Origin of the sequence: Actinomadura hibisca NBRC 15177, assembly GCF_001552635.1 — a bacterium.
In the GTDB taxonomy this organism is placed as follows: Bacteria; Actinomycetota; Actinomycetes; order Streptosporangiales; family Streptosporangiaceae; genus Spirillospora; species Spirillospora hibisca.
The window spans coordinates 138640-164307 of the sequence record NZ_BCRO01000012.1 but is presented as its reverse complement, the minus strand read 5'-3'; the positions used below and the strand labels follow the sequence as shown (position 1 = coordinate 164307).

Below are 25668 nucleotides of genomic sequence, written 5' to 3'. Positions count from 1 at the left end.
AGGGGCCGCTCCGACCTGCACGGTCGGAGCGGCCCCGATGTCGTTCGGAAGGCGCCCGGTCAGGCGCCGAACAGGTGGACCAGCCAGTACACGACGGCCGCCACCAGCGCCGCCGCGGGCATCGTCAGCACCCAGGCCACCACGATGTTGCCCGCCACGCCCCAGCGCACGGCCGACAGCCGCTTGGTCGCGCCCACGCCCATGATCGCCGAGGTGATCGTGTGCGTGGTGGAGATTGGAGCGTGCCAGATGTAGGCGGCCGCGTACAGGATCACCGAGGCCGTCGCCTCGGCGGCGAAGCCCTTGGGCGGATCCAGCTCGATGACCTTGCGGCCCAGCGTGCGCATGATGCGCCAGCCGCCCGCGTAGGTGCCCATCGACAGCGCGCCCGCGCAGGCCAGGATGACCCACAGCGGCACCGAGCTGCCGTCGGAGTGGCCGGTGGTCACCAGGGCCAGCACGATGATGCCCATGGTCTTCTGGGCGTCCTGGAGGCCGTGCCCCAGCGCCATCGACGCCGCCGAGAGCGACTGCGCGATGCGGAAGCGGCGGCCCACCCGGCCCGGGTGCGCCCGGCGGAAGATCCACAGCAGCGCGACCATGAACGCGTAGGCCAGGAAGAACCCGACCACCGGCGAGACCACCATCGGGATGGCGACCTTGTCGACCACCTTCTCCCAGTTCACCGAGGACGCCGAGGCCAGCCCCGCCCCGACCACGCCGCCGATCAGGGCGTGCGAGGACGAGGAGGGCAGCCCGAAGTACCAGGTGATCAGGTTCCAGGTGATCGCGCCCAGCACGCCCGCCGCCACCACCGTCAGGCCGTGCAGCCCCGTCGGCGGGGTGATGACCTCGCTGACGGTCTTGGCGACCTGCACGCCCAGCAGCGCGCCGACCATGTTCATGACCGCGGCCATGAGCAGCGCCGCGCGCGGTGTCAGCGCCCGGGTGGACACCGAGGTCGCGATGGCGTTGGCGGCGTCGTGGAAGCCGTTGGTGTAGTCGAAGATCAACGCGATGACCACGACCAGCATGAGCACGGCGATCTGCGCGTCGGTGCGCAGCCCGATCGCGCCCAGCGCCATCACCAGCAGCACGCCCAGCGGCATCAGCAGCCAGAACCTGCTCGGCCCCCGGCGCGCCTGCTCGGCGAGCGTGGGGTCGGGCGGTCCGGGTGGCGGCTCCTTGGCGACGGTGGACCCCGCCGGGCTCATGATTCCTTGACCGCGATCGTCTCGACGGTGTTGGCCACGTGCTCGAAGGCGTCCGCGGCCTCCTCCAGCCGGTCGATGACCTGCTTGAGCTTCAGCACGGTCAGGGTGTCGTACTCGCCGCTGAACAGCTGCGCCAGCAGCTTGCGGTACACCTGGTCGCCCTGGTTCTCCAGCCGGTTGATCTCGATCCAGTACTCGTTGAGCTCCTTCATCGAGCGCAGGCGGGGCATGGCCTCGGCGGTCAGCTCGGCCGCCCGCTCCAGCACCTCCACCATGTGCACGATGCCCTTGGGGAACTCCTCGATCCGGTAGAGCACGACGAGGTCGGCGGCCTCCTCCATCTCGTCCATCACGTCGTCGATCGTCGAGGCCAGCCGGTAGATGTCCTCGCGGTCGAAGGGGGTGATGAAGGTTTCGTTCAGCCGGCGCATGATCGCATGGGTGGCCTCGTCGCCCGCGTGCTCGCAGGCGCGCATCTTCTCGGCGATCGCTTCCCGATCAGCGCCGTCGCTGATGAGCTCCACGAGCAGCCTGGCGCCGGTGACCAGGTTGTTCGCCGAATCGGCGAACATGTCGTAGAAGCTGTCCTCACGCGGCGTGAGACGCAAACGCACGTCGTTCTCCTGAAGTGCCGGAACAGTCCGCAGAGGATCGTAGGCGGAACCAGCCGTAAAAAGAACCTTCGCCCAGGTTTCGGCTGGTGTCCGCCATCCTCTCACCTACAAGGGTGCCCTAGATCAAGAGGTGCACACCCGCGACACATACCCCTATCCGGCGGGGCGGACCCGTACTGTCGGCCGGGTACGGTCCGCACACGGAAAGCGATACTCGATCATGAGTGAGATTCGTTACAGCGTGCCCGACATCAGTTGCGGGCACTGCGTCGAGGCCATCGGCGGCGAGGTGCGCCAGGTGCCGGGGGTCAGCCAGGTCACGGTGGACGTGGACGCCAAGACGGTCGTCGTCGAGGGCACCGACCTCGACGACGCGGCGCTGCGCGCGGCCATCGACGAGGCGGGGTACGACATCGCCTGAACGGTCACGGCCCGTGACGAGCGGGCCGTGCCGGCGGGCCCGTGACGCGCGGGCCCGCGACGTCAGGGCCCGTGACGCGGACGTGCCGGGTCGCCCCGCTGCGGGGCGGCCCGGCACGTCCGGTCGTGTGCTTATCGGTCCTGCGTCAGTCCTGTCGCGTCAGCGCCCGGTCCGCGGAATCCGCGGAGTCCACTCCGAGCACCATGTCGATCTCCGCCAGCGTCAGCGGCTTGTCGGCCTCCGCCACGGCGCTGAGCATCTCGGCGTAGAGTTCGATCTCGTCCAGCGCGACACGGTCCTGGACGCGCAGATCGAGGTTCTGGCGCATCGCGTCCACCTCCTTGCGATCCTGCCCGCCGGTCAGGGCGGGCGACACGCGGCTGCCGGCACCCACCGGCGCCCCGCTCCCCGCGGGGTCGAAGCTGCTCCCACTGCCCGACCTCAAGGCTACGCGCGCCGGGCGCGGCGGCACATGACCCAAGAGGGCCATTCGCGGGCCACCCTCGCATGATCCGGAGTGGTGGTCCGGCGGGCGCGAACCTGGCCGGTCCGGGTGGTCCGCGCCGGGCGCGGCGGCGCGTCAGCGGCCCTGGTGGAACTCGCCCAGCATCTGCTCCAGCGCCGTCTCGGGCAGGTCGCGGGCGGTCAGGCGGGCCACGGTGGCGGCGTTGACGTCGGCCCCGGCCAGCCGCGCCGCCTGCCGGGCCACCGTCTGCTCGAACAGCAGCCGCACGGTGCGGGCGTAGGCGAACGCCGGGTCCTCGCGCAGCCGCTCGAACCGCGCCAGCAGCTCCACCCGCAACTCCTCGTCCAGGATGTACAGATCGCGTTCGGCATAGTCCTGGAACAGCCGCACCAGCTCGCGGTCGCCCATCCCGGTGAACTCCAGCACGCGCCCGAACTCGGCCCGCAGCGCCGGGTTACCCGCCAGGAACCCCTCGGCCTCGGCGGCCGGACTGGACAGCACCACCAGGAACCGGCCGCCCTCGCGCCGCATCGCCGCCAGCAGGTGCCGCACGACCTCCGGGCTGCGGTCCAGCCGGTGCGCCTCCTGCACCAGCAGCACGCCGCCGAGCGCCTGCTCGACCATGCCCGCCACGCGCGCCTCGGTGTCGGCGGGGTCGCGTCCGGCCAGGTGCACCGGGCGGCACGCCACCACGTGGCCCGAGCGCAGCAGGCCGAGCGCGGCGTAGACGCCGCCGACCAGGCCCGCCACGGTGGTCTTGCCCGTCCCCGACGGCCCGGTGAAGACCAGGTGGCGGGGCGTGCGGTCGGGCACCCCGTGCCGGGCGCGCCCGGCCGCCAGCTCGGCGTCCTCGACCAGCTCGTGGACCGCCCGCTTCACCTCGGCGAGACCGCTGAGCTGGTCGAGCCGGTGGAGGTAGCCGCCGATGTCGCCGGGCGGCCGCAACGACGGCTCGATGCCCTCGGCCACGCCCGTCAGGTCCTCGGGCGACAACACCAGCCGGTCGCGGGAGGCCCCGGCCCGGTCCATCGCGCGCTGGCTGGCCTGGTCGAGGTAGGCCTCCACCAGACGGGCGCCGACCAGGTCGCCGGGGCCGCGCAGGCGGTCCAGGTCGGCGCGGGCGGCCTCCAGCGCCGCGCCGCCGACGGTGACGCGGCGCTCCCCGGCCAGCAGGAGCAGCAGCGTCATGCGGTTGTCGAGGTCGGTCAGATCGGGCAGCCGGTAGACGCGGAAGGTCTGCACGAGTTTGGGGTGGTCCTGGAGCAGCCGCTTGTAGGCGCGCGGCTCGCAGGTGGCGATCAGCGGGGTCGTGTTGGCGGGGTCGCGGCGGACCCGGCGGACGGCGGCGGCGACCGCGGCCGGGTCGGGCGCGGCGGCGACCGCGACGTCCAGCCGCTCGAACAGGATCGCCGGGCCGGGACGCGCCAGGATGCCCGCGATGCGCTCGGCGGGGGCGTCCCGGACGTCGTCGGCGTCGTGCGCGCGGATCGCGCCGTCACCGGTCCCGGCGTCGGCGAGGGTCAGGGCGATCAGCCGGGCCAGGCGGCGCTGCCCGGTGTGCGGGGTGCCGACCAGCAGGACGCTGGGGATCCCGGCGCGCAGCGAGCCCGGAGCGCCGTCCACGCGGGTCGTCTCGTCCCCGGCCCCGCCCGGGGCGTTCCAGGCCACAGCGCCCGCTTCGGTAATCCTGCACTGCTCGCGCAGCTCGTCCAGCAGGTCGCCCGCGTCCAGCTCGCCGGACACGAAGCCGATGCCGTAGCGCTCCAGGACGCGGCGCTCGCTGCGGTCCTGCGGCGGCGGGATCTCGTGGACGGGCTGCTCGGGCACCGGGGTGTCGTCCAGGAAGCCGAAGTCGCCGACCATCGTCTCGGACATGATGCGCGTGCCGGGCGGAGGGCCGACGGGCGCGGGACCGGCGGGCGCGGGCTGCTCGTGGACGCCCGCGTCGTCGAGCGCGTCGGCCCCCATCACGCGCGTCCCGGGCGGGTTGTTCGGCGGCGGGGGAGCCTGCTGCTGGTTGAAAGCGGGCTCGTCCACACGCGTGCCGGAGAAATCGGCGGGCGGCCGCTGAGGCTGGGCCTCGGCCGGAGGCACATTAGGCGCTGGCGGGCTCCCAGCGGGCTGGAAACCCAACGCCGTGTAGGGCGGGGCCGCAGGCTCGTTGCGCTCTTCCTCAGGAGGCGAGAAGCCACCCTGAGGCTCGGGCGTCGCGAAGGCCGCCTGCCCGCCCTGCGGCTCGGGCGTCGCAAAGCCCGCCTGCCCGCCCGGCCGCTGGAAACCCAGCTCGGTGTAGGGCGGGGCGGCGTTCGCCTCCGGCTGCTCCTCCGCAGGGGCGTGCGCAGGCGAGTAGGCGGCGGGCTTGGCGGGCGGCTGCACGAACGGCCGGTCGGGCTCGGCGGGCGACGGCGCCTGCTGCGCCTCCGCGCCCGGCGCGAACCCCGGCTGGCTCTGCGCGCTGTAGGGCGGCTGCTGCTGCCCGAACCGCTGCCCGGCCGGACCGGCGGCGGGCGGGACGATCGTGGGCGCCTTGGCCGTGGCGCGCACCCGGCGCTCCCCCATCAGCACCGCGATGAGCGCGGTCGGCACCGGGAACCCGCGCGGGCGCGCGGGCATCCCCGCCAGACGGCACCACGCGAGGTCCAGCTCGTACATCGCCGCCAGCAACTTCTCCGCGCCGTCACCCCGCACAGAGCGCAGCGGCTCGGCCAGCCGCAGATCGTCCGGCCACATCCGGCGCAGCGGATGGCCGGGCTGGTCCAGCACCGCCTGCACCGTGTAGCGGATCTCCGGATCCAGCCACGGCACGATCCCGGCGGCCATGTCCCCGCGCACCACCGCGAGATCCGCGGCCAGCAGCGCCGCCGCCACCAGGCGCGGCTCGATGTAGGCGGGACCACCCGGATCGCCCGCGTGGTCGGCGACGCGCTCGGCGAACGCGTAGAACGCGTGCCGGAAGTTGTCGCCCGGCGAACTCTCGTTGCGCAGCGCGGGCACCAGGTGGGGCGGGCACCGCGTCAACCACTGCTGGACGATGGCCTGGTCGCCGTAGGGCAGCGCGTCGTAGTCCACGGTCGGGTTGCTGAGGGTGCCGCCAAGGATCGCCAGCAACGCGTCCGCGCGCGGCTGGAACCGGGCGTCGGCGCGCAGCGCGGTCGCCACCGCCCACATCGTGCGCAGCACGATGACGGCGGCCTCCACGTGCCCGGCGCGCAACCGCTCGGCGTACAGGCCGACCAGCGTCTCCAGCGGCGGCGGGGTCAACCAGCGCGGCCCGTCGGTCGCGGGCAGCGGCTTGGCGCGGTAGGGCCGCCACAGGTCGAGCATCTGGGCGTCCAGCCGCGCGTCGAACACCGGCGCGTTCGCGCACCACAGCAGCACGCCCCACGCCACCGCCACGGTGGACGGCGTCTCGGCGGTGAACTGCGACCACCAGTGCGGGTACTCCGCGGCGGGCAGCGCCGCCGCCGACTCCACCGTCGCGCGGACGCGGCCGGTCAGGTCGGGGGCGAAGGCCCGGCCGACGAACGGCAACGAGCCGGGCGGGTCGTAGTCGAAGTCGGGCCCGGCGGGCACGACGTGCGCGGGCAACGACGGCGTGCGCTGCCCGCCCTGCTGGGCGGGCCGGGCCGCCATCCGGTCCTGCGGCGAACGCGGCGGCGGGCACAGGTACCACTGCCCGTCGGACGGATGCAGCCGGTACCAGCGGGCCCACGCGCCGAACAACCACCACGTGCCGTCGGGCAGCACCAGCATCCGGCCGCCGATCGCGTGTTGCCGCTGCTGCTGAGGCGCGGCCTGCCACCAGCTCGCCGCGACCATGGCGCGGGTGTCGCGCTCGGTCGCCGCGAACGGATCCGAACCGGACGGCCCGTGCCCGCGCGGACCCCGCCCAGGCGGCGGGGCAGCACCGTACCCCGCACCGCCATAACCCGGTCCCCACACCACGCCGTCATGGTAGTCAAACGCGGTCCCGGGTCGTCAGCCCCCGGTGGCCGTACCCGCCGGGCGGGAGGGGCTCAGCGCCACTCGGCCGTGCGGTGGCGTTCGGCCTTCTTGACGTAGACCGGCGGGGTGTGCTCCAGCACCAGGCGGTCGTCGTCGGTCAGTTCCCGGACGATCTTGCCGGGGGTTCCCGCGACCAGCACGCCCGAGGGGATCTGCTTGCCGGGCGGGACCAGCGCGCCCGCCGCGATCAGGGTGTGCGCGCCGATGCGGGCGCCGTTCAGCACGATCGCGCCGATGCCGATGAGCGCGCCGGTCTCCACGTGCGCGCCGTGCACCATCGCCTTGTGGCCGAGGCTGACCCGGTCCTCCAGGACGGCGGGCATGCCGGGGTCGGAGTGCATGCAGCACAGGTCCTGAATGTTGCAATCCTCGCCGACCACCACGCGCTCGTCGTCGGCGCGCAGCACCGAGCCGTACCAGACGTTGGCACGCGCGCCCAGCGTCACCTTGCCGACCACGACGGCGCCGGGCGCCACCCACGCCTCGGGGTGGATGTCCGGTTCGTCCGTTCCCAAAGAGCCCACGTAGTTCATGCCCGCGATGCTAGGACCCGGCCCGTGGCCGGGGGCACGGCGGCCCGGTCCGGAAAAGGGACGCGCGCCACACCGAGGGAGGTCGCTCGCGCCACCGGACGCAAGGGAAATTTCCTAGAATTGAGCCCCTTGTCGGTGCGCCCAGGTTAAGAAACGGCAGCGAGAACGGCGTTCCGGTTGCGCGAATGGGGTGGACCGGACAAGAGTCGGTGCCAGCGTTTGATAATGAGGCGTCCGCCCTCCCGGGGCGGTGCGAACCTGGCCTGACGTGTCCTGCGCCGTCTCCGACCCGACGGGGTGATCACCCCCGCCACGATCCCCGAGGCACCATGAGCAACGAAGCGGAAATCCTGCCGAACCTCCTGCGCGAGGAATCCTTCGAGATCGTCATGCGCGGCTACAACCGCCGCCAGGTCGACGAGTTCATCGCCCGCAGCCAGAACCAGATCCGCGAGCTGGAGGCCCGCCTGGCGCGCGCCCTCGACGACGTCGAGCGCACCCGCCGGGAGATGGCCGAGGTGCGCGAGGCCCGCAAGCCCACCGGCGACGACCTGTCGGACCGGCTCCGGCAGATCATCAACCTGGCCGAGGACGAGGCCAAGGAGAAGGTGGCCGAGGCCGAGAACCGGGGCCGGCAGATCCGCAAGGAGGCCGAGCACGAGTCCGGGCGGATCGTCGAGGCGGCCCGCTCGGACGCCGACCGCGACCTCGCCCAGGCCCAGGAGAAGGCCGACCACGTGCTCGCCTCGGCCAAGAAGGAGTCCGACAGCGTGTTGTCGGCGGCCAAGCACGAGGCCGAGCAGACGGTGACCTCCGCCCGGCTGGAGGCCGAGCGCACCCTGACCCAGGCCGAGCGCCGCGCCGGTGTGATCAACGAGGGCGCCACCCAGCGCTTGAACCAGCTCACCCGCAACCACACCCAGGCGTTGCAGCGGCTCACCGAGATCAACGAGACGCTGCACCGGCTGCTGACCGCCGAGAACGAGGCGGGGCCGCTGGAGAAGATGGTCGACGACGCGGTGAAGCAGGCCCCGGCCCGCAAGCAGCCGGTGCCCGCGCAGGCCAAGCCCGCCGCCCAGGCCGTGCCGGTGCAGGCCAAGCCGGTGCAGGTCGCCAAGCCCGTCCAGGCCACGCCCGTGCAGGGCGCTCCCGGCCAGGGCACGCCCGCCCAGCCCGCGCCGGCGCAGTCCCAGGCGCCCGCCGCGCCCAAGCCCGTCACGCCCCAGGCCAAGCCCGTCCAGCCCACGCCCGTGCAGAGCGGCCCGCCGGTGCAGGCCAAGCCGGTCCAGGCCCCGGGCGCCAAGCCCGCCGACGCCGAGCCGAACGCCGACTCCCCCGCTCCGCAGGTTCCGCCGCAGGTCAAGGCCCCGACTCCGCTGTCGGGTCCGGACGGCGGCACCGACTCCGCTCCGCGCCACGCCCGCGGCCCGGTCGAGCCCGAATAAGTCCGAACGCGCAGGCATCGGACGGCGTCCCGCCACCGCACGGCTCCGGTCGTTCGGGGCCGGGGCGCCGTCCGCGCTTTATAAGATCTTCGTATGGCGAAGGGCAGGAACGACCGCGGCACCGTACGTCCCATCAGGCAGCTGGGCGATCCCGTGTTGCGGACCGCGTGCGACCCCGTCCGCACGTTCGACGCGTCCCTGGAGCGCCTGGTGGAGGACATGTTCGTCTCCATGTACGAGGCGGAGGGCGCGGGCCTGGCGGGCAACCAGATCGGCGTCCCGCTGCGCCTGTTCACCTACGACTGCAAGGATGACGCGGGCCGCCGCCACGTCGGCCACGTCGTCAACCCCACGCTGGTGGCCGCCGACGGCGACACGCTCGTCGAGCCCGAGGGCTGCCTGTCGCTGAAGGGCATGAACTTCCCGACGCCGCGCTACTCGCACGCGGTCGTGGAGGGCGTGGACGTCAAGGGCACGCCGGTGCGGGTGGAGGGCACGGGGTACTTCGCGCGCTGCCTCCAGCACGAGTGCGCCCACCTGGACGGCGGTGTCTACATCGACGTGCTGGACGGGGACACGCGCCGCGCGGCCATGCGGGCCATCCGGGCCCGCTGAGGGCGGACGGCGCTGCGGGCCGGGAACGCTGAGGCCGGGCGCGTCGCGGGCTGTAGGACGGCGCTGCGGGCCGAGGACGCCGCAGGCGGGAACGCTACGGCCTGTGGGACGCCGCGAGTCGGCGTCAGTCCCAGCGGGACTGCCGCTGCCGCTTGACGTCGGAGCGGCGGCGCTTGTTCTCCAGGCGGCGCTCGTTGAGGCCGCGCGGGATCTTCTTCGGGATGCGCTTCTTCGGCGGCGGCGCGATGGCCTCCGACAGCAGCGCGGCGAGGCGGGCGCGGGCGGCGTCACGGTTGCGCTGCTGCGAGCGGTACTCCTCGGCGCGGATCGTCAGCACGCCCTTGACCAGGCGGTGCGACAGCCGCGCCAGCGCCCGTTCCCGGAGCGCGTCCGGCAGGGACGGCGTGTTGGCGACGTCGAAGGAGAGTTCGGCGGCGGTGGCGCTGGTGTTGACGTGCTGCCCGCCCGGCCCCGAGGAACGCGAGAAACGCCAGCTGAGCTCGGCCTCCGGGACGGAGACCGAGCCGCGGACGTGGATCTGGTCGGGCATGGTCCGATTATCCCCACCGTGGGCGGATCATGTCGCGTCGTTTTCCGGCACCACAGAAGCAAGTACTTACTTATGATGGTCCGCATGGCCGATGCGCTGTTTCAGGACGGAGACCTCATCCGCGTCGTGGGGCGGGAGGGGCTGCTGATCGCGGCGGGCGGGGCGGCGTCCCTGCTCCAGACCGCACACCCGAAAGTCGCCCAGGGCGTCTACGACCACAGCTACACCGCCGAGGACCCGCAACGCCGCCTGCGCAACACCATGGGCTGGCTCTACACCGTGCAGTTCGGCGACCGCGACGACGCCGAGCGGCTCAGCGCGCTGGTCCGCAAGGGCCACGAGCAGGTCACCGGCCCCGGCTACGAGGCCAACGACCCCGAACTCCAGGTCTGGGTCGCCGCCACGCTGTTCGCGGTGGCCACGCAGTTCTACCAGGCGGTCTTCCGCCGCGCCTTCACCGACGACGAGCTGGCCGGGTTCTACGGCCAGACCAAGGTCTACGCCACGATCCTCGGCTGCCCCGAGGACCGCATGCCCGCCACCTACGCCGACTTCCGCCGCTACTACGCCGGCATGGTCAACTCGATCCGGATCAGCCCCGCCTCGCACGCCGTCGCCGAGCAGGTGCTCAGCCCGCCGCTGCCGCTCAGCGGCAACGCCCTGATCCGGTTGCTGACGGCCGGGCTGATGCCCGCGCCGATCCGCGAGCAGTACGGGTGGGAGTGGAACGCCGCCCGCGCCCGCCGCTTCCGGCTGCTGCTGGACGTGCTCGCGCTGGTGTACCCGAGATTGCCGCTGCGCGTACGGACCTACCCGCGCGAGTACTACCTGCGCGCCATGCGCCGCTTCCTCTGAGCCGGAAAACCCGCACGGCCGCGCGGTTTCGTGGAAAACCGCGCGGCCGTGCTCTCCCATGCTGGACCGCCAGGACCCCGGCCCGGGTCCTTGGCGGCCCTGTTTCACCGGACGTGAGCGTCCGCCCGCCCGCTCCCCCCAGAGCTCGCACGGACCGCTCCCGCCGATGAGTCTTAAGCGGCCGCCTTCGCGATGATGCTCTCGGCGGCCTTCCTGGCGTCGTTCACCGGGATCGCGAACCCGACGCCGATGTTGCCCGACCCGCTGCCGGAGGTCGCGATGGCGGTGTTGACGCCGATGAGCTGCCCGGCCCCGTTGACCAGCGCGCCGCCGGAGTTGCCCGGGTTGATGGCCGCGTCGGTCTGGATCGCGTTCTCGATGACCGTCTGCGGCTGCCGGCTCACCTGCTCCCGCGTGTACGGCGAGCCCTGCTGCTCCTCGCCGGAGTCGCCCTCCTGGATCTGGCGGCCCAGGGCGCTGACGATGCCGGAGGTGACCGAGCCGTCCAGGCCGAGCGGACTGCCGAGCGCCAGCACCGGGTCACCGACGGCCAGCTTGTCGCTGTCGCCGAGCACGACGGGCTTCAGGCCCGACACGCCGCTCGCCTGGATCACCGCGACGTCGTGCGCGGTGTCGGTCCCGAGCACCCGCGCCGAGGCGGTGCGCCCGTCGCTGAGCTTGACGGTGACCTGCGCGGCGTCCTCCACGACGTGCGCGTTCGTCAGGATCATGCCGTCGGCGCGCAGCACGACGCCCGAGCCGGTGCCCGTGCCGTCGGCGGTGCGGGTCTGGACCGACACCACGCTCGGCTGGACGGCGGCGGCGACCTGCGCGGCCGTGGCGCTCCTGCCGGAGGTCCCGGCCACCGCGACGGGGCTGGACGCGACGGTGTCGGGCCCGGCCACCGTCAGCGCGACGGCGGCCCCGGCACTGCCCGCGCCGACCGCCAGCGCGGCCGCCGCCCCCATGGCGGCCAGACGGCGGCGGACCGACCAGCCCGCCCGGACGGGCGCGGCAGGCGATACCGGATGCGTTGCCGGGTGCGGTGCGGAGTACGGCCCGGATTGGGGCGGCCACGGTTGTCCGTACGGTGCGAAGTTGGGCTGTTCGGTGTTCATGTCCCTCCCCCTGAGGTTCTGTCCCAAGGATTGGCGACCGCCCTGAAACGCCCCTGAGGCGAATCTGAGATTCCGCTGAACGTCAGTCCGGCGCGAGCGGCAGGATGACGCGGAACACCGCGCCCTCCCCCGGTTCCGACTCCACCTCGACCTTCCCGTCGTGCGCGGCGACCAGCGCCGCCACGATCGCGAGGCCCAGCCCGGTGCCGCCGTCCTCGCGGCTGCGCGCCTTGTCGGCCCGGTAGAAACGCTCGAAGACCCGCTCGGCCTGCTCGGGCGTCAGCCCCGGCCCGCGGTCGGCGACCTCGCAGACGGCGGCGGGCGCGCCGCGCAGGACGCCCGGCGACAACCGGACCTCCACCGGCGTGCTCTCGGGGGTGTGCGCGACCGCGTTCGCCAGCAGGTTGCCGAACACCTGGCGCAGTCGCGGCTCGTCACCTAGCACCTGGTAGGCGGTGCCGCCCTCGACCGCCAGGTCGATGCGGCGGTCCGGGGCCACGACCCGGGCCTCCTGGACGGCGTCGGCCGCCACCGCCAGCAGGTCGGCCGGGCGGCGCTCGACCGGGCGCTGCCGGTCCAGCCGGGCCAGCAGCAGCAGGTCCTCCACCAGCAGCCCCATCCGGGACGCGGTCTCCTCGATGCGCTTGATCAGCCGGTCCAGCTCCTCGGGGGTGCGCGCCGCGCCCTGCCGGTAGAACTCGGCGAAGCCCCGGATCGCCGTCAGCGGCGTGCGCAGCTCGTGCGAGGCGTCGGCGACGAAGCGCCGCATGCGCTCCTCCGAGCGGCGCGCGTTCTCCTCCGAGCGGCGCGCCGCCGCCTCCGACTCCGCGCGCGCCCCGAACGCCGCCTCGATCTGCGCGATCATCGCGTTGAACGAGCGGCCGAGCCGGCCCACCTCGGTGCGCGGGTCGGCGGCCGGGACGCGCCGGGACAGGTCGCCGGCGGCGATGGCCCCGGCGGTCGCCTCGATGGCCGACAGCGGCCGCAGGCTGAACCGCACCACCCACACGCCCAGCACCGTCAGCCCGCCCAGCACCAGCATGCCGACGATCACGTCGATGGTGACCAGCCGCCCCACCGTGCGCTGCATCTCGTCCATGCTGAGCCCGATGACGACCACCAGGCGGCCGGGCAGCGGCTCGGCCAGCACCCGCCACGGCGCGCCGCCGCGCTCCTGGTTCGGCGCGGTGAACGGCACGTCCAGCCGCTGCCGCAGGTCGGGCGGCAGCACCGGACGGCCGGTCGCGCCGTCGGCGGCCTCCTCGTCCACGACCCGCCCGTCGGGGGCCTGCACCTGCGCATAGATCTCGCTGGGCAGCGAGATGCGCAGCCCGTCCTGGCGGTGCAGCTGCCGGTTCACCTGGTTGACGGCGCGGCCGACGGTGTTGCGGAGCTGGCTGTCGGCGCGCTCCACCAGGTACTGGTTCAGCACCCACGCGCCGGTCACGCTCATCACCGTCAGCGCCAGCGCCACCAGCGCCAGCATGCCCGCGATGAGCTTGACCCGCAGCGGCGTGCGGCCGGCCAGCCCCCGAAGCCAGGCCATCAGCCCGGCGGCTCGCGCAGCACGTAGCCCACCCCGCGCAGGGTGTGGATCAGCCGGGGCTCGGCGTTGTCGACCTTGCGGCGCAGCGCCGACACGTAGGACTCGACGATCCCGGCGTCGCCCTGGAAGTCGTAGTTCCACACGTGGTCGAGGATCTGGGCCTTGGACAACACGCGCCCGGCGTTGGCCATGAAGTAGCGCAGCAGCTTGAACTCGGTCGGCGACAGCGCGATCACCTTGCCGCCGCGCCACACCTCGTGGCTGTCCTCGTCCAGCTCGACGTCGGCGAAGACCATGCGCGGCGCGGGCTCGGCCGCCCCGCCCCGGAACCGGCGCAGCACCGCCCGGATGCGGGCGATGACCTCCTCCAGGCTGAACGGCTTGGTGACGTAGTCGTCGCCGCCGATCGTCAGCCCCTTGATGCGGTCCTGCACCGCGTCCCGCGCGGTCAGGAACAACACCGGGGTGTGGTCGCCGCCCGAGCGCAACCGCCGCGCGACGTCGAAGCCGTCGATGTCGGGCAACATCACGTCCAGCACGATCAGGTCGGGCCGGTGCCGCCGCGCGGCCTGCACGGCGTCGGCGCCGTTGTCGGCGGTCACCACCTCGAAGCCGGTGAACCGCAGGCTGCCCGCCAGCAGTTCCCGGATGTTCGGCTCGTCCTCGACCACGAGCAGGGTCGCCTCCGGCGCCTTGCCCGTGCCGCTCACCGCTTGTTCAGCCAAGAGAACCCCTCCGCAATCACGGCGAGGATGCCACCCCAACCTGAAAGGACCCTGAACGCGCGCCGAGCAGCTCCTCGGCGTCACCTCCGCTGTGAGGCACCTCACATGGATCAAGAACCTTTCCTGCCGGGCCGCCCTCTAACCATTCAGCCGGAAAGCGAAAGGAAAAAGCCCGTGCCCGATCTCTCCCCCCGCCCGGCGGTTTTCCGCGACCGCCGGGAAATGAAGGCGTTCGCCGTCGCCCTCGCCTTTCCGATGATGCTGACCGCCTGCGAGGACCCGGGCGGCACCGAGGTGTCCTACCAGCCGCCGCTGCTGCCGATCGAACTGTCCATCGACGCGGGCGGGAACATCGGGCTCAAGGCCAGCCCGCACATCGTGACGCCGGTGGGCTCGTTCTCGCTCCAGCAGTCGCTCCAGCACCGGCAGGTGCTGCCGGGCGAGACCCTCCTGATCGTGCGCAGAACGGTGGGCGGGATCGTCCGCGACTACCTCGTCAAGATCAAGCGCTCGATGAAGATGACCTTTCTCGTCAATGGCGAGTACGAATTCCAGGCGCAGGGCAACGTCGCCGTTCTCAAGCCGCGCCCCGGCGTCAGCGGAATCCGGGTGCAGGACGACCAGAAGGAGAAGTCCGCGCCCCGCTACGCGGCCAAGCGCGTCACGACCCTGCCGACGCCGACCGCGTCGATCACCCCGCTGACGCCGGACACCTGCCCGCAGCCGACCGCGCCGGAAGAAACGGAAGGAACCGACGGGACGGACGCGGCGGACTGCCCCACCACGCCGCCCGAGCCGACACCGTCCCCGAGCATCACCGACACGCCGGAACCGACCCCGACCGCCCCGGAGACCTCCCCGGAGCCGGAAGCGGTCCCGGAGAGCGTCCCCAGCTGACCGGTCAGCCGAAGTACTCGATAAAAGGCACCTTCTTGTTCGAGGCGGTCGCCGTCCCCGCGCTCACGATGCCGGTGGTGCCGGGACGCTGGTCGGCGTCGCCCGCCTGCACCTTGCCCGAGCGGGCCGGGCCGTAGACCGACGCCCACGAGGTGCCGTTGAAGTGCAGGTACTGGGTCTTGGTGCCGTTGGTCACCGGCAGCACGATCGCGCCGCCCTTACCGTCGGCGGTCAGGCCCGTGCCGATGGCGTTGCCCGGGTTGTTGAGGGTGCGCCAGGTCTTGCCGTTCCACTGGAGGAGGGCGTTGGTGGTCTGTGCGTACTGGGCGGCGCGCTGGACGTAGACGTTGCTCCCGGAGACCGCGACGCGGGTCAGGACGGCCTGGTAGGCGGGCACGCCCATTGCGCCCGGCACGTTGATGCGCTTCCAGGTCGAGCCGTTGTAGTGCAGCACGATCCCGGTGACCGCGCGGCCGTCGCTGGTCGTCCCGGCGAGCCAGACGTTGTTCTTGGCGCGCACGTCCACGGCGGTGATCGACGAGGACGGCGGCAGCGGCACCTTGGCGTCGGCCCACGCCGTGCCCGTCCAGCGCAGGATCGCGCTGGGGCCGCCGGCGGTGGCGTCCAGGCCCGCGATCGAGTAGGCGGTGCCGTCGAGCCCGGCCGAGACCTGGGAGGGCATCCCGACCATCGGGTAGGCGGCCTTGGCCCACTTGGTCCCGTTCCAGTAGATGGAGACCGGGCCCGACAGGTTGAAGCCGACGACCCAGGCGCGCTTGGCGTTGCCCGCCGCCACGTCGGTGGGGGTGAAGCCGACGGGGCTGCTCTGGCCCGCCCAGCCCTTGCCGTTCCAGCGGACCAGCGCGGCCTTGGGCGACAGGAAGTTGCCCGCGTTGCCGACCGCCCAGCCGGTGTTCTTGTCGGCGAAGTCGACGCGCTCCAGCGAGCCGTTGTAGTTCAGCGCGGGGCTGGCGATGTTGCGCCAGGCCGCGGCGTGCGCGGGAGCGGCGGTCAGGACGAGACCGGCTCCGCAGGCGAGGGCCGTGGACGCCGCCAGGATCGTGTTCCTTCTCATCTGTCCGCTCCCAAGATCAGTCGCAAGGCGGACAAAAGAGTACGGGAAGACTTACCCGCAAGTAAGAGGGATCTTCTAAAAGGAAACGCCCGGCGGCCGGGAGCCGCCGGGCGATCGCATGAAAGGGCTACTCGCCCTTCCAGACCGGCTTGCGCTTCTCGGCGAAGGCCGCCGGGCCCTCCATGGCGTCCTTGGAGCCGAAGACGGGCATGACGATCTCGCCCTGCTTGGCCCACGCCTCCTCGTCGGTCCAGTCCGCGGACTCGACGATGATCTTCTTGGTGGCGGCCAGCGCCAGCGGCGCGTTCTCGGCCACCTTCAGCGCCAGCTCCTTGGCGGCGGCGAGCGCGCCGCCGCTGTCGGTGAGCCGGTTGACGAAGCCCAGCTCGGCCATGCGCTCGGCGGAGTACTTGTCGCCGGTGAGGGCGATCTCCATCGCGATGTGGAACGGGATGCGCTGCGGCAGCCGCAGCAGCCCGCCGCCCGCCGCGACCAGGCCGCGCTTGGGCTCGGGCAGCCCGAACTGCGCGTCCTTCGCCGCCACGATCATGTCGCAGGCCAGCGCCACCTCGCACCCGCCGGCCAGGGCGTAGCCCTCGACGGCGGCGATCAGCGGCTTGGCGGCCGGGCGCTCGACGATCCCGGCGAACCCGCGGCCTTCCACGATCGGGTTGTCCCCGGTCAGGAAGCCCTTGAGGTCCATGCCGGCGCAGAAGGTGCCGCCGGCGCCGGTCAGCACGCCGATCGACAGGTCCTTGCGGGAGTCCAGCTCCTCGATCGCCGCGGCGATGCCCTGCGCCACCTCACCGTTGACCGCGTTCCTGGCCTGCGGGCGGTTGATGGTGATGACGAGGACGGCGCCGTCTTCCTCGGTGCGAACCGCGTCCGACATTCAGTGCCTCACTTCGGCTGGAAACGGATGCCACCGTCGAAACGGATGGTCTCGCCGTTCATGTAGTCGTTCTCGATCAGGGACTTGACCAGGTGCGCGAACTCGCCGGCCTTGCCCATGCGCTTGGGGAAGGGCACCGGCGCGGCCAGCTTGGCCTTGAACGCCTCCGACTCGGGGCCCTCGCCGTAGATCGGGGTGTCGATGATCCCCGGGCACACGGTGTTGACGCGGACGCCGATGGCGGCCAGGTCGCGCGCGGCCGGCAGCGTCATGCCCACGATGCCGCCCTTGGAGGCGGAGTAGGCGACCTGGCCGGTCTGGCCCTCCAGCGCGGCGATGGACGCGGTGTTGATCACCACGCCGCGCAGGCCGTCGGCGTCGGCGGGCTCGGTCTGGGAGATCGCGGCCGCGCCGATGCGCATCAGGTTGAAGGTGCCGATCAGGTTGACCTGGATCACCTTCTGGAAGGTCGCCAGGTCGTGCGGCGAGCCGTCGCGGCCCACGGTGCGCGAGGCCCAGCCGATGCCGGCGCTGTTGACGATGACGCGCAGCGGCGCGCCGGTGTCGACGGCGGCCTGGACGGCGGCCTGCACCTGCGTCTCGTCGGAGACGTCGGTCTTGACGAACACGCCGCCGACCTCGTCGGCCAGGGCCTTGCCCCGGTCCTCGTTGAGGTCGGCCACCACTACCTTGGCGCCGTCGGCGGCCAGGGCGCGAACCGTGGCCTCGCCAAGGCCGCTCGCACCACCGGAAACGACGGCGGAAACTCCGTTCAGGTCCATAAGCAGCACCTTACGTCAGGAACCGAATGTGATTCGGGGTGATGTTACCCACAGGTCACCCCACACTCTGCCAGCCCCTCCGGGCAAGCCGGAAGTGCGAAGTTACTCGCAAGTCACACTACGGGCCGGGTTTGTCGCGCACGCCGCCGGGCACTCGCCGGAGTCCGGATCGGATCCGGATCATGGGAGGGGAGACCATGAGCGAACGACCAGCACAGAGCCAGTCCTACCCCGGTCGCACCGGGGAGATGACACCCGAACCGCACGACGAGATGCGCGGCTACACCGGCAGCGGGCTGCTGGCGGGCAGGCGCGCGCTGATCACGGGCGGCGACTCGGGCATCGGCCGCGCGGTGGCCGTCGCGTTCGCCAAGGAGGGCGCGGACGTCGCGATCACCTACCTGGAGGAGGACGACGACGCCCGCCACACCGCCAAGCTGGTGGAGGCGGAGGGGCGCAGGTGCGTCACCTTCGGCGGCGACCTGGCCGAGGAGCGGCACGCGCGCGAGATCGTCAGGCACGCCGTCCGGGACCTGGGGGGCCTGGACGTGCTGGTGCTGCACCACGGCACGCAGGAGCCGGTGGACGACGTCCGCGAGATCGACGGCGCGCAGCTGCGGCGCACGTTCGAGGTGAACGTGTTCTCGCTGTTCTGGACCGTCCAGGAAGCCCTGGACCACCTCGGCGAGGGCTCCTCGATCGTCATCACCGGCTCCATCAACGCCCTGCGCGGCAACAAGACGCTGATCGACTACTCGGCCAGCAAGGCCGCCGCGGTCGCCTTGGCCCAGTCTCTCGCGCAGAACCTGATGGAGAAGGGGATACGGGTCAACGCGGTCTCGCCGGGGCCGGTGTGGACGCCGCTGATCCCGGCCACCTTCCCCGAGGAGAAGGTGGAGGAGTTCGGCAAGCAGGCGCCGATGGGCCGGGCGGGGCAGCCCGACGAGATCGCCCCGTCCTACGTCTTCTTCGCCGCCGACCGCCTGTCGTCCTACTACACCGGGCAGAACCTGGTGCCGGCCGGCGGGGAGATCCACCCGGGATGAGCGAGGTCCTGCACGACCTGACCCGCAGCGACCCGGCCGAACCGGGATTCGGCCGGCGCCGCTGCGGGCGCGGCTTCCGCTACCTGGGCCCTGACGGGCAACCGCTCCGCGACCCCGACGAGATCACGCGCATCAAGGCGCTGGTGATCCCACCCGCGTGGACCGACGTGTGGATCTGCCCCGACGCCGACGGCCATCTCCAGGCCCTGGGCACCGACGAGGCGGGCCGCCGCCAGTACCTGTACCACCCGAGCTGGCGCGAGCAGCGCGACCGCGCCAAGCACGACCGCGTCCTTGGCCTCGCCGAGTGCCTCCCGCGCGTGCGCGAGACGCTGGCCGCGCACCTGTCGGGGCGCGGCTACACCCGCGAACGCGTGCTGGCCGCCGCCGTCCGCCTCATCGACCTGGGTTTCTTCCGGATCGGCGGCGAGGAGTACGCCAGCGAGAACGGCACCTACGGGCTGGCGACGGTGCTGCGCGAGCACGTCACCTGCGGGCGTGGGCGGGTGACGTTCGAGTACCTGGCCAAGGGCGCCAAGGAGCGCCACCAGTCGGTCGCCGAACCCGACGTGTGCAAGGTCGTCAACGGCCTCAAGCGGCGCAAGGACGAGGGCCCCGAACTGCTCGCCTACCGCGTGCCCGGCGGCTGGCACGACGTCACGACCTCCGACATCAACGACTACGTGCGCGAGGTCACCGAGGGCGACTTCACCGCCAAGGACTTCCGCACCTGGCACGCCACCGTCCTCGCCGCGGTGGGCCTGGCGGTGTCGGTCGAGGCCGACGACACCGAGGCCAAGCGCAAGCGCGCAGTGAGCCGGGTGGTGCAGGAGGTCGCGTCCTACCTGGGCAACACCCCGGCGGTGGCGCGCGCCTCCTACATCGACCCCCGGATCATCGAGCTGTACGAGCAGGGCGTCACGATCGGGCCCGCGCTCACCCAGCTGGGCGTGGCCACCGACGACGGCGGGCTGGCCACCCAGGGCCCCGTCGAGGAAGCGGTCTACAAGCTGCTGCGCAACGCCTGAACGGCGAACGGCCGGGCCCCCAGGGGGGAGCCCGGCCGGAGCCGCGAGACGGGTCAGCGCGCCGCGGCCCGCTCGCTCTCCATCGCGTAGACGGCGTACGCCTGCTGGATCACCGGCAGCGCCACGTTCCGCACCCGCACCCCGCCGGGCGTCAGGCCCTTCTCCGAGCCCATGTGGGCGTGCCCGTGGATCGCGAGGTCGGTGTCGGTCGCGTCGATCGCCTCGGCGATCAGGTAGCTGCCCAGGAACGGGTAGATCTCCGGCGGCTCCCCGGCCAGCGTGTCGGGCACCGGCGCGTAGTGCGTCAGGCAGACCCGCACGTCGCACTCCAGGCCGAGCAGCGCCGCGCCGAGGCGGCCCGCGAAGTCCTTGGTCTCCTCCACGAACGCCTTCATGGGCCGCTCGCCGAAGTCGCTGGCGCACTTGCCGGCGAAGCCGCCGCCGAAGCCCTTGCCGCCCGCGACGCCGAGCCGGGTGCCGCCGCAGTCCAGCACGGTCCCGTCGCCCTCCAGCACGGTGATCCCGGCGTCTTCGAGCACCTTGGTGATCTCGTCCTCGGCGTCGGAGTGGTGGTCGTGGTTGCCCAGCACCGTGATCACCGGGACGCCCAGGTCGCGCAGCTCGGCGGCGGCGACCTTCCCCTCCTCGACGGTGCCGTGCCGGGTGAGGTCGCCGGCCACCAGCAGCACGTCGGCGTGCTCGGGCAGCGCGCCCAGCCGCTCCCGGTAGGTGCCCGCCACCTCCGGCGCCACGTGCAGGTCCCCGACCGCCGCGATGCGGATCATGAAAGCTGCTCCTCCCCCTCGGCGTCCCGCACCGGGACCACCGACACCTCGTTGCGGACCGTGCGGCCCTCGGCGGCGATCCGCGCCGCCACCTCGATCTCGCGGCACCGCTCCGCGCAGGCCACCTGCCCTCGCAGGTAGACCACGTCGTCGCGGACGTCCACGGTGATGCCGAGTTCGTGCACCTCGGTCGCGAGCCGCTCCTGGATATGGGCGGCCAGATACTCGCTCACAGGAAATCCCCCTCGATGACACCGAGCCGGGCCAGCAGGGCGAGGAACGCGTACGCGTACGGCGACTCGGCGGTCTCGGCCGCCACGCGCGGCCAGTCCACCTGTTCCCGCAGCGCCCGGCACACATGCAGGAACCCGCTGAAGTCGCAGGCCGTCTCGCTGAACGCCAGCAGCCGCATGACGACCATGTCGTCGGCGCGCAGCACGGGCATGCGCACCGCCGCCACCGACATCATCTCGGCGCGGCCCAGCAGCTCGTCGTCCACCGGGCGGCTGGTGGGCGCGAAGATCAGGTCGATGAGCTGATCCCCGTCGTACACCTTGGCCAGCCAGTTCTCCGGGCACTCCTGCGGCCGCATCCCGGCGGCCACCAGCGCCTGTTGCGCGGTGTCCACGTCGCTCTCGCGCAGCACGAAGTCCACGTCGTGGGTGGACTGCGCCGCGCCGCGCGCGTACGCCGCGAAGCCGCCCGCCAACGCGAACGGGACGCCCGTCTCCTCCAGCACGGCTGCCGCCCGTTTCAGGCTCAGCAGCAGACTCTCAGCGGCGGCCTGCGACGGCTCGATACCGATGCTCGTTTCGCCCACGTGCTCCCCTGGATAGTCGCGGTCGCCGTGGCCGGTACCCAGGGACGCGGCGTTTATCCGGTCGCCGGGCCCCCGGGACGCCGGATCACCGCGATCCCGGCGTCGAGATCGAGGGGGCCGTGCGGCGGGGCGCCGTCGCGCTCCTCGTCCCGCCTGACCAGCGAGGTGCGGCGTTCCTCCAGCTCATGGCGTTTGGCAGGGCCGTAGAAGACCTCGAACCCCTCCAGGGCGGTGGCCGAGACGGGGCGGCCGCCCTCGCCGCGCAGCCATGGAAGGCGGAAGCGCTTGCTGGCCCAGACTCCCGCACGGTCGAGGGCCGCGAACACGAACAGGCCGATGACCAGGCCCGGAACCGTGAGGAAGAACACAGCGGTCATACCCATATCGACGGCCGTTACCCGCCGCGGGTTCCCGGGGCGGGCAACGGCCGTCGGGGCCGGTCAGCAGTCGACGAGCTCCGGTGACTGGTTGAGGAGCTGGGCGCGGGGCGAGGTGAAGGTCGCGTACCGGTCGGCGGTGCCGGCCGCGCCCGGCTCGAAGGCCGCCAGGCGGTGACAGTTCTGGAACGCCAGGCGCACACCGAAGTGGCGCTCCAGTGCGGTGCGCATGGCGTCGGAGGCCAGGGCGCGCAGCAGTTGCCCGCGCGCCCGCTCGTCCGGCGGCGGGGTCTGGTTGTCGGCGAAGCCGGTGTCGGTGGCGCGCATGCGGGCGACGACCTCGCTGACGACCTGCCAGGCGTAGGGCAGCGACTCGCGGACGCAGGCGACGAACGCGGCGTCGTCGACCGGGCCGCGGCGGGCCTGGTCGAGCAGGGTCGCGTCGACGGACAGGGACATGGCCGTTCTCCCCTCGTGGGTGGATGACCCCTTCAGGGTGACATGAAAACGGTTTTCATTTCTATACGACACGGCGGTCAGGGAAGTGTGGCCCGGTAGGCGGCGGGCGGGGTGGGCGTGGTGCCCAGGCAGGTGGCGATGGGGTCCTCGATGGAGCACCAGCCCGGCTTGCGCTTGGGGACGTAGCCCTTGGGGACGCCCGCGTTGGCGATGATCTGGCGGTAGGCGGGGACGGCGTCGGTCGGGCGGCGGGTCAGGCCGGGGTCGGTCAGCACGTCCACCCGGTACAGGCCGAAGCGGGGCCGGTAGCTGCCCCACTCGTAGTTGTCGGTGAGGCTCCAGTGGTTGTAGCCCATCACCTTGACGCCGTCGGCGATGGCGCGCTGCACCCAGTAGAGGTGGTCGCGCAGGTGGTCGGCCCGCGTGTAGCCGTCCGCTCGGGGCTTGCCGTTGTCGGTGGGCATGCCGTTCTCCACGATGTAGAGCGGCAGGTGCGGGAGGCGGCGCTGGTAGTTCTTCAGGACGTAGTACAGGCCCTCGGGTTCGGGGTCGATGCGCCAGAACTCGCCGGTCAGGGCGTTGAGGGCGGTGAGGTTCTGGAGGTTGGCGCCGTAGTAGTAGTCGACGCCGACGAAGTCGAGCTTGTCGGTGACCTGGTTGAAGTGGGCGGCGTCGAACACGGCGTTGAAGACCGCCCCGTAGGCGACGTTGCTGGACACCTTCGCGCCCGGGTCCGCCTGGTGGATGACGTCGTAGGCGGCCCGATGGGTGCGGATCAGCGCGGTGCGCATGGTGGCGAGCTGCGCGAGCGTCATGGGGCGGCTCAGCAGCTCGTGGTAGAGGTACTGGCTCACCTCGTTGAAGGTGATCCACAGGACGCCCCGGCCCCGGTAGCGCTCGGCCAGGAAGCGGGCGTTGCGCAGCCAGTCGTCCTGGGTGCGCGGGTTGTCCCAGGCGCCCTGGTCGGCGACCCAGCCGGGGTACACCCAGTGGTCCAGGGTGATCATCGGCCGCATCCCGGCCGCCTGGATCCGGCGGATCAGGTCGTCGTAGTAGGCGAGGGCCCGGGGATCGCGGAAACCACGGCGCGGCTCGACGCGCGCCCACTCGACGGAGGTGCGGAAGGTGTTGACGCCGAGCCCTCGGGCCAGGTTGATGTCACCGGGGTAGCGGTGGCGGAAATCGACGGAGTTCTTGTAGGGGTCCTTGACGCCGTACGCCTTGCGCGCCACGTATCGGGTCCAGTTGCTGTCCGGAAAAGAGCCCTCGGACTGGAAACCGGAGGTGGACACGCCCCACAGGAAGCCGGGCGGGAACTTCGCCACCACCGACGCAGCATGGGCGGGCGGAGCCGTCAGGACGGCGGTGAGCAGGAGCAGAGCGGACAGAAGGTACGGAACGCGCGATCGGCCGGTCGTACCGAGCACGGAGTCTCCCTCCGACGCGACTATGACTCGGATCACAGGCGCGTCAGGGGTCGCCGTCAATCCCCACGACCTGACCGGTTCCGGCAACCCCGGATACTCAGGGGCCGAACCGAGTAGGCGATTGCGTTCCCGTACTCAGGCCGGACGGCGTGACGCGGCGCACAGTGGTCGGCATGAACGGACTGCTTCAGATCAAGAGCACGACCGCGTTCTTCGTCCAGGCGATCCTGTCGTTCGTCGTCTCGCTGTCGGCGGTGGCGCTGGGCATCGTCTACCTGCCCGCACCGATGTGGATCCGGGCCTTCCTGGCGTTGGGGATGTTGTACGTCACCACCTCGACCTTCACCCTCGCCAAGTGCGTCCGGGACCGCCAGGAGGCCGGGGCGGCGGCGCAGGCGGCCACGCCGGGCCCCGCGCTGCCACCCGGCGCGCCGTACACCGGGGACGCGGCCGGGGCGTGGAGCTGACCGGACGTGAGGCGGATAACACGTCCGCGATTGCCCCTAACCGGACATGGCGTACGTCACCCTGCACGGCCGCCGGAGCGGAAATCAGCGACGCCCGCCCGCCGGCGGGCGTCTTTCCGTTGCTTAGGGGTTAGCGAAATCTCCCTTCGCCACGCTCCGTGATTCCGGACATTCAACGCCGGACCCCACGAGAGCGGCACGGAGCAGTGGTTTGTGGCTGGCATCACAACCGGATAAACCACCATCCGGCTTTCCACAGCCACCATCACTCCCCGTAATCAGCCTTTCCCGGCTCGAAAAACCCGGGAGGCCACCCCAACAATTGCCGCCCACCAAAATCGGAATTACCATCGCCAAAGTCCAACGGCAGCGGTTCCATCAGCACATCCGAACAATGAACAACGAGCCGCGCCCCGCCGCCCCAGGAGCCACGAGCGGGACCGCCTCACCAAGTTCACGCAGATCAGAAGCATGAAGCCGAGCGACGGCCGCGACCGCCATCACGCGGCGGAAACCTTTTCGCCCCCTCACCCCAACAGACATGAACGGCGACACAAAGAGCAATCCCGAACAACTTCGGAACCCCCTTCCCCGCCCACCATCCCTCACTTCCGCTGACCGCGTTCAGAGCCGCGCTCGCCGACGCGGCATTGCCGACAGCCCAGCAGGCGCGGCCACTCCAGCCGCCGCCGGAACCGCCGCGACCAGCACGAACGTGATCATCAGGGAGCCACGACCGGCCCGGCGGAAGTCACCCGGGCGTCCACGTCAGCCACGGCCACACGACCCCCGTCTCCTGACTCCGGCAAGCAGGTCAGCAAGGTGAGGCCGTCGGGTTACTGCAAACGGGACTTCAGCGGAGCTGTCCGTCCCGGCTACTGATAGTGAGGGCCCCGAAGACCCGGAAAAGGGCCCCGCAACCGTCCGCAGAAGCCCCCGTTTCCCCTCATGTGATGCAGATCACAACTGGCCGAAAAGACAGGGATCAACGCAGGCAGAAGGGGGAAGGAACGCTCCGGCCAGGGCTCGGCAGCCGCCGATAACTCCCCCGAGATTTGCCAGATATCCTCAGCTCTGGCTACGTTCCTGCCGATCCATGCGGCACGCCCGGCGGGCCGCACGAGATAACAGAACAGCTCGTCCGACGCGCGGCTCGCGGCCTCCAGCCTCTTCGCCGCCCGAGCCAGCCGTCGGCCCGCCGCATCCGTGCAGCCATGAGCACGGAGCCGGAAGCGGTCGAGACCCCCGGAGCCTTCTCCCATGGGCTTCGCGGGAACCGGCCTGCGCGCAACCCCCACCCAGAGCGAATCCCGTCTGCGGTGCGGGCTGTCCCGGTAGGCAACGTCACCGAACTCAGGAGTCGTCCTGCATACCCCCCGTACCCCCCTGAAAACCGGTCTCTCCCGTAAGCCGTTCGTCGGCGGCATCGCCGTCACCTCCGCGACCGTGCTCGGAGCCTCGCTCCTGGCTGCCGGACCGGTGCACGCGGCCGCGGCAGCGCCCCAG

At 71.9% G+C, this 25668-nt stretch carries 26 protein-coding genes; 8 read left to right on the top strand and 18 right to left on the bottom strand.

The window, feature by feature from the left end:
- Positions 1–59 precede the first annotated feature (59 nt).
- Both AH6_RS06895 and AH6_RS06890 read right to left on the bottom strand, forming a co-directional pair.
- The gene (locus AH6_RS06895; protein WP_083982330.1) at positions 60–1214 is read right to left on the bottom strand and encodes an inorganic phosphate transporter; all 1155 of its coding nucleotides are present in this window, start codon (positions 1212–1214) and stop codon (positions 60–62) included.
- The gene (locus AH6_RS06890) at positions 1211–1828 is read right to left on the bottom strand and encodes a DUF47 domain-containing protein (RefSeq protein WP_067475392.1); all 618 of its coding nucleotides are present in this window, start codon (positions 1826–1828) and stop codon (positions 1211–1213) included. The genes AH6_RS06895 and AH6_RS06890 overlap by 4 nt, the downstream gene beginning before the upstream one ends.
- Before the next feature lie 220 nt (positions 1829–2048).
- Between AH6_RS06890 and AH6_RS06885 the strand changes: the two genes are divergently transcribed.
- Complete coding sequence (locus AH6_RS06885; protein WP_067475389.1) at positions 2049–2249, top strand: heavy-metal-associated domain-containing protein; 201 nt, start codon at positions 2049–2051, stop codon at positions 2247–2249.
- A 145-nt stretch (positions 2250–2394) separates the two neighbouring features.
- Here the strand turns inward: AH6_RS06885 and AH6_RS06880 are convergent, their stop codons facing one another.
- The 3 genes from AH6_RS06880 to AH6_RS06870 all read right to left on the bottom strand — a co-directional run bounded on the left by AH6_RS06880 (position 2395) and on the right by AH6_RS06870 (position 7253).
- Entirely contained in the window at positions 2395–2643 is a 249-nt protein-coding gene (locus AH6_RS06880) for a hypothetical protein (protein WP_245679207.1), read from the bottom strand.
- 186 nt (positions 2644–2829) lie between these two features.
- Complete coding sequence (locus tag AH6_RS06875) at positions 2830–6534, bottom strand: ATP-binding protein (RefSeq protein ID WP_067475386.1); 3705 nt, start codon at positions 6532–6534, stop codon at positions 2830–2832.
- A gap of 197 nt (positions 6535–6731) precedes the next feature.
- Positions 6732–7253, bottom strand: coding sequence for a gamma carbonic anhydrase family protein (locus AH6_RS06870; RefSeq protein WP_067475384.1), 522 nt, complete (start codon positions 7251–7253; stop codon positions 6732–6734).
- A gap of 329 nt (positions 7254–7582) precedes the next feature.
- Here AH6_RS06870 and AH6_RS06865 point away from each other — a divergent pair, with 329 nt between their 5' ends.
- Both AH6_RS06865 and def read left to right on the top strand, forming a co-directional pair.
- A complete protein-coding gene (locus tag AH6_RS06865) occupies positions 7583–8698 on the top strand; it encodes a DivIVA domain-containing protein (RefSeq protein ID WP_083982328.1) in 1116 nt (371 codons plus the stop codon).
- A 93-nt stretch (positions 8699–8791) separates the two neighbouring features.
- Positions 8792–9313, top strand: coding sequence for a peptide deformylase (gene def / locus AH6_RS06860; RefSeq protein ID WP_067475381.1), 522 nt, complete (start codon positions 8792–8794; stop codon positions 9311–9313).
- 124 nt (positions 9314–9437) lie between these two features.
- Here def and arfB read toward each other — a convergent pair whose 3' ends face one another.
- Complete coding sequence (gene arfB, locus AH6_RS06855; RefSeq protein ID WP_067475380.1) at positions 9438–9863, bottom strand: alternative ribosome rescue aminoacyl-tRNA hydrolase ArfB; 426 nt, start codon at positions 9861–9863, stop codon at positions 9438–9440.
- Between the two features lie 84 nt (positions 9864–9947).
- On the opposite strand from arfB, the gene AH6_RS06850 reads away from it, so the two are divergent.
- Positions 9948–10718 carry an oxygenase MpaB family protein gene (locus AH6_RS06850; RefSeq protein ID WP_067475378.1) on the top strand — a complete coding sequence of 257 codons (771 nt, stop codon included), beginning with the start codon at positions 9948–9950 and terminating at the stop codon, positions 10716–10718.
- A gap of 173 nt (positions 10719–10891) precedes the next feature.
- On the opposite strand, the gene AH6_RS06845 is transcribed toward AH6_RS06850, so the two are convergent.
- The 3 genes from AH6_RS06845 to AH6_RS06835 form a co-directional block, all read right to left on the bottom strand.
- A complete protein-coding gene (locus AH6_RS06845; protein WP_067475375.1) occupies positions 10892–11686 on the bottom strand; it encodes a S1C family serine protease in 795 nt (264 codons plus the stop codon).
- Positions 11687–11918: 232 nt separating this feature from the next.
- Complete coding sequence (locus AH6_RS06840) at positions 11919–13382, bottom strand: sensor histidine kinase (protein WP_067475372.1); 1464 nt, start codon at positions 13380–13382, stop codon at positions 11919–11921.
- Positions 13382–14107 (bottom strand): response regulator transcription factor, encoded by a 726-nt coding sequence (locus tag AH6_RS06835; protein WP_067475369.1) that lies wholly within the window; start codon positions 14105–14107, stop codon positions 13382–13384. Before AH6_RS06835 ends, AH6_RS06840 begins: the two co-directional genes overlap by 1 nt.
- 174 nt (positions 14108–14281) lie before the next feature.
- Between AH6_RS06835 and AH6_RS06830 the strand changes: the two genes are divergently transcribed.
- Positions 14282–15004, top strand: coding sequence for a hypothetical protein (locus AH6_RS06830; RefSeq protein ID WP_157431306.1), 723 nt, complete (start codon positions 14282–14284; stop codon positions 15002–15004).
- Between the two features lie 4 nt (positions 15005–15008).
- Here AH6_RS06830 and AH6_RS06825 read toward each other — a convergent pair whose 3' ends face one another.
- The 3 genes from AH6_RS06825 to AH6_RS06815 all read right to left on the bottom strand — a co-directional run bounded on the left by AH6_RS06825 (position 15009) and on the right by AH6_RS06815 (position 17753).
- Complete coding sequence (locus AH6_RS06825) at positions 15009–16079, bottom strand: hypothetical protein (RefSeq protein ID WP_067475360.1); 1071 nt, start codon at positions 16077–16079, stop codon at positions 15009–15011.
- A 127-nt stretch (positions 16080–16206) separates the two neighbouring features.
- Positions 16207–16971: a crotonase/enoyl-CoA hydratase family protein gene (locus AH6_RS06820; RefSeq protein WP_067475356.1), complete on the bottom strand. Its 765-nt coding sequence runs from the start codon at positions 16969–16971 to the stop codon at positions 16207–16209.
- Positions 16972–16979: 8 nt separating this feature from the next.
- Positions 16980–17753 (bottom strand): SDR family oxidoreductase, encoded by a 774-nt coding sequence (locus AH6_RS06815; protein WP_067475353.1) that lies wholly within the window; start codon positions 17751–17753, stop codon positions 16980–16982.
- A 197-nt stretch (positions 17754–17950) separates the two neighbouring features.
- Between AH6_RS06815 and AH6_RS06810 the strand changes: the two genes are divergently transcribed.
- Complete coding sequence (locus AH6_RS06810; protein ID WP_067475350.1) at positions 17951–18799, top strand: SDR family oxidoreductase; 849 nt, start codon at positions 17951–17953, stop codon at positions 18797–18799.
- Positions 18796–19827: a DNA topoisomerase IB gene (locus AH6_RS06805; protein WP_067475347.1), complete on the top strand. Its 1032-nt coding sequence runs from the start codon at positions 18796–18798 to the stop codon at positions 19825–19827. Before AH6_RS06810 ends, AH6_RS06805 begins: the two co-directional genes overlap by 4 nt.
- A gap of 53 nt (positions 19828–19880) precedes the next feature.
- On the opposite strand, the gene AH6_RS06800 is transcribed toward AH6_RS06805, so the two are convergent.
- The 6 genes from AH6_RS06800 to AH6_RS06775 all read right to left on the bottom strand — a co-directional run bounded on the left by AH6_RS06800 (position 19881) and on the right by AH6_RS06775 (position 23695).
- Entirely contained in the window at positions 19881–20612 is a 732-nt protein-coding gene (locus AH6_RS06800; protein ID WP_067475344.1) for a metallophosphoesterase family protein, read from the bottom strand.
- Positions 20609–20845, bottom strand: coding sequence for a BON domain-containing protein (locus AH6_RS45240; RefSeq protein WP_067475342.1), 237 nt, complete (start codon positions 20843–20845; stop codon positions 20609–20611). The genes AH6_RS06800 and AH6_RS45240 overlap by 4 nt, the downstream gene beginning before the upstream one ends.
- Positions 20842–21432, bottom strand: coding sequence for a nucleotidyltransferase (locus AH6_RS06790; RefSeq protein WP_245679206.1), 591 nt, complete (start codon positions 21430–21432; stop codon positions 20842–20844). The genes AH6_RS45240 and AH6_RS06790 overlap by 4 nt, the downstream gene beginning before the upstream one ends.
- Positions 21433–21485: 53 nt before the next feature.
- On the bottom strand, positions 21486–21809 hold the full coding sequence (locus AH6_RS06785; RefSeq protein ID WP_067475338.1) for a DUF6191 domain-containing protein: 324 nt from the start codon (positions 21807–21809) through the stop codon (positions 21486–21488).
- 63 nt (positions 21810–21872) lie between these two features.
- On the bottom strand, positions 21873–22268 hold the full coding sequence (locus AH6_RS06780; protein ID WP_067475337.1) for an SCO5389 family protein: 396 nt from the start codon (positions 22266–22268) through the stop codon (positions 21873–21875).
- Between the two features lie 77 nt (positions 22269–22345).
- The gene (locus AH6_RS06775) at positions 22346–23695 is read right to left on the bottom strand and encodes a glycoside hydrolase family 1 protein (protein ID WP_067475336.1); all 1350 of its coding nucleotides are present in this window, start codon (positions 23693–23695) and stop codon (positions 22346–22348) included.
- A 173-nt stretch (positions 23696–23868) separates the two neighbouring features.
- On the opposite strand from AH6_RS06775, the gene AH6_RS06770 reads away from it, so the two are divergent.
- Positions 23869–24162 (top strand): YiaA/YiaB family inner membrane protein, encoded by a 294-nt coding sequence (locus AH6_RS06770; RefSeq protein ID WP_083982379.1) that lies wholly within the window; start codon positions 23869–23871, stop codon positions 24160–24162.
- Positions 24163–25668: the final 1506 nt, after the last annotated feature.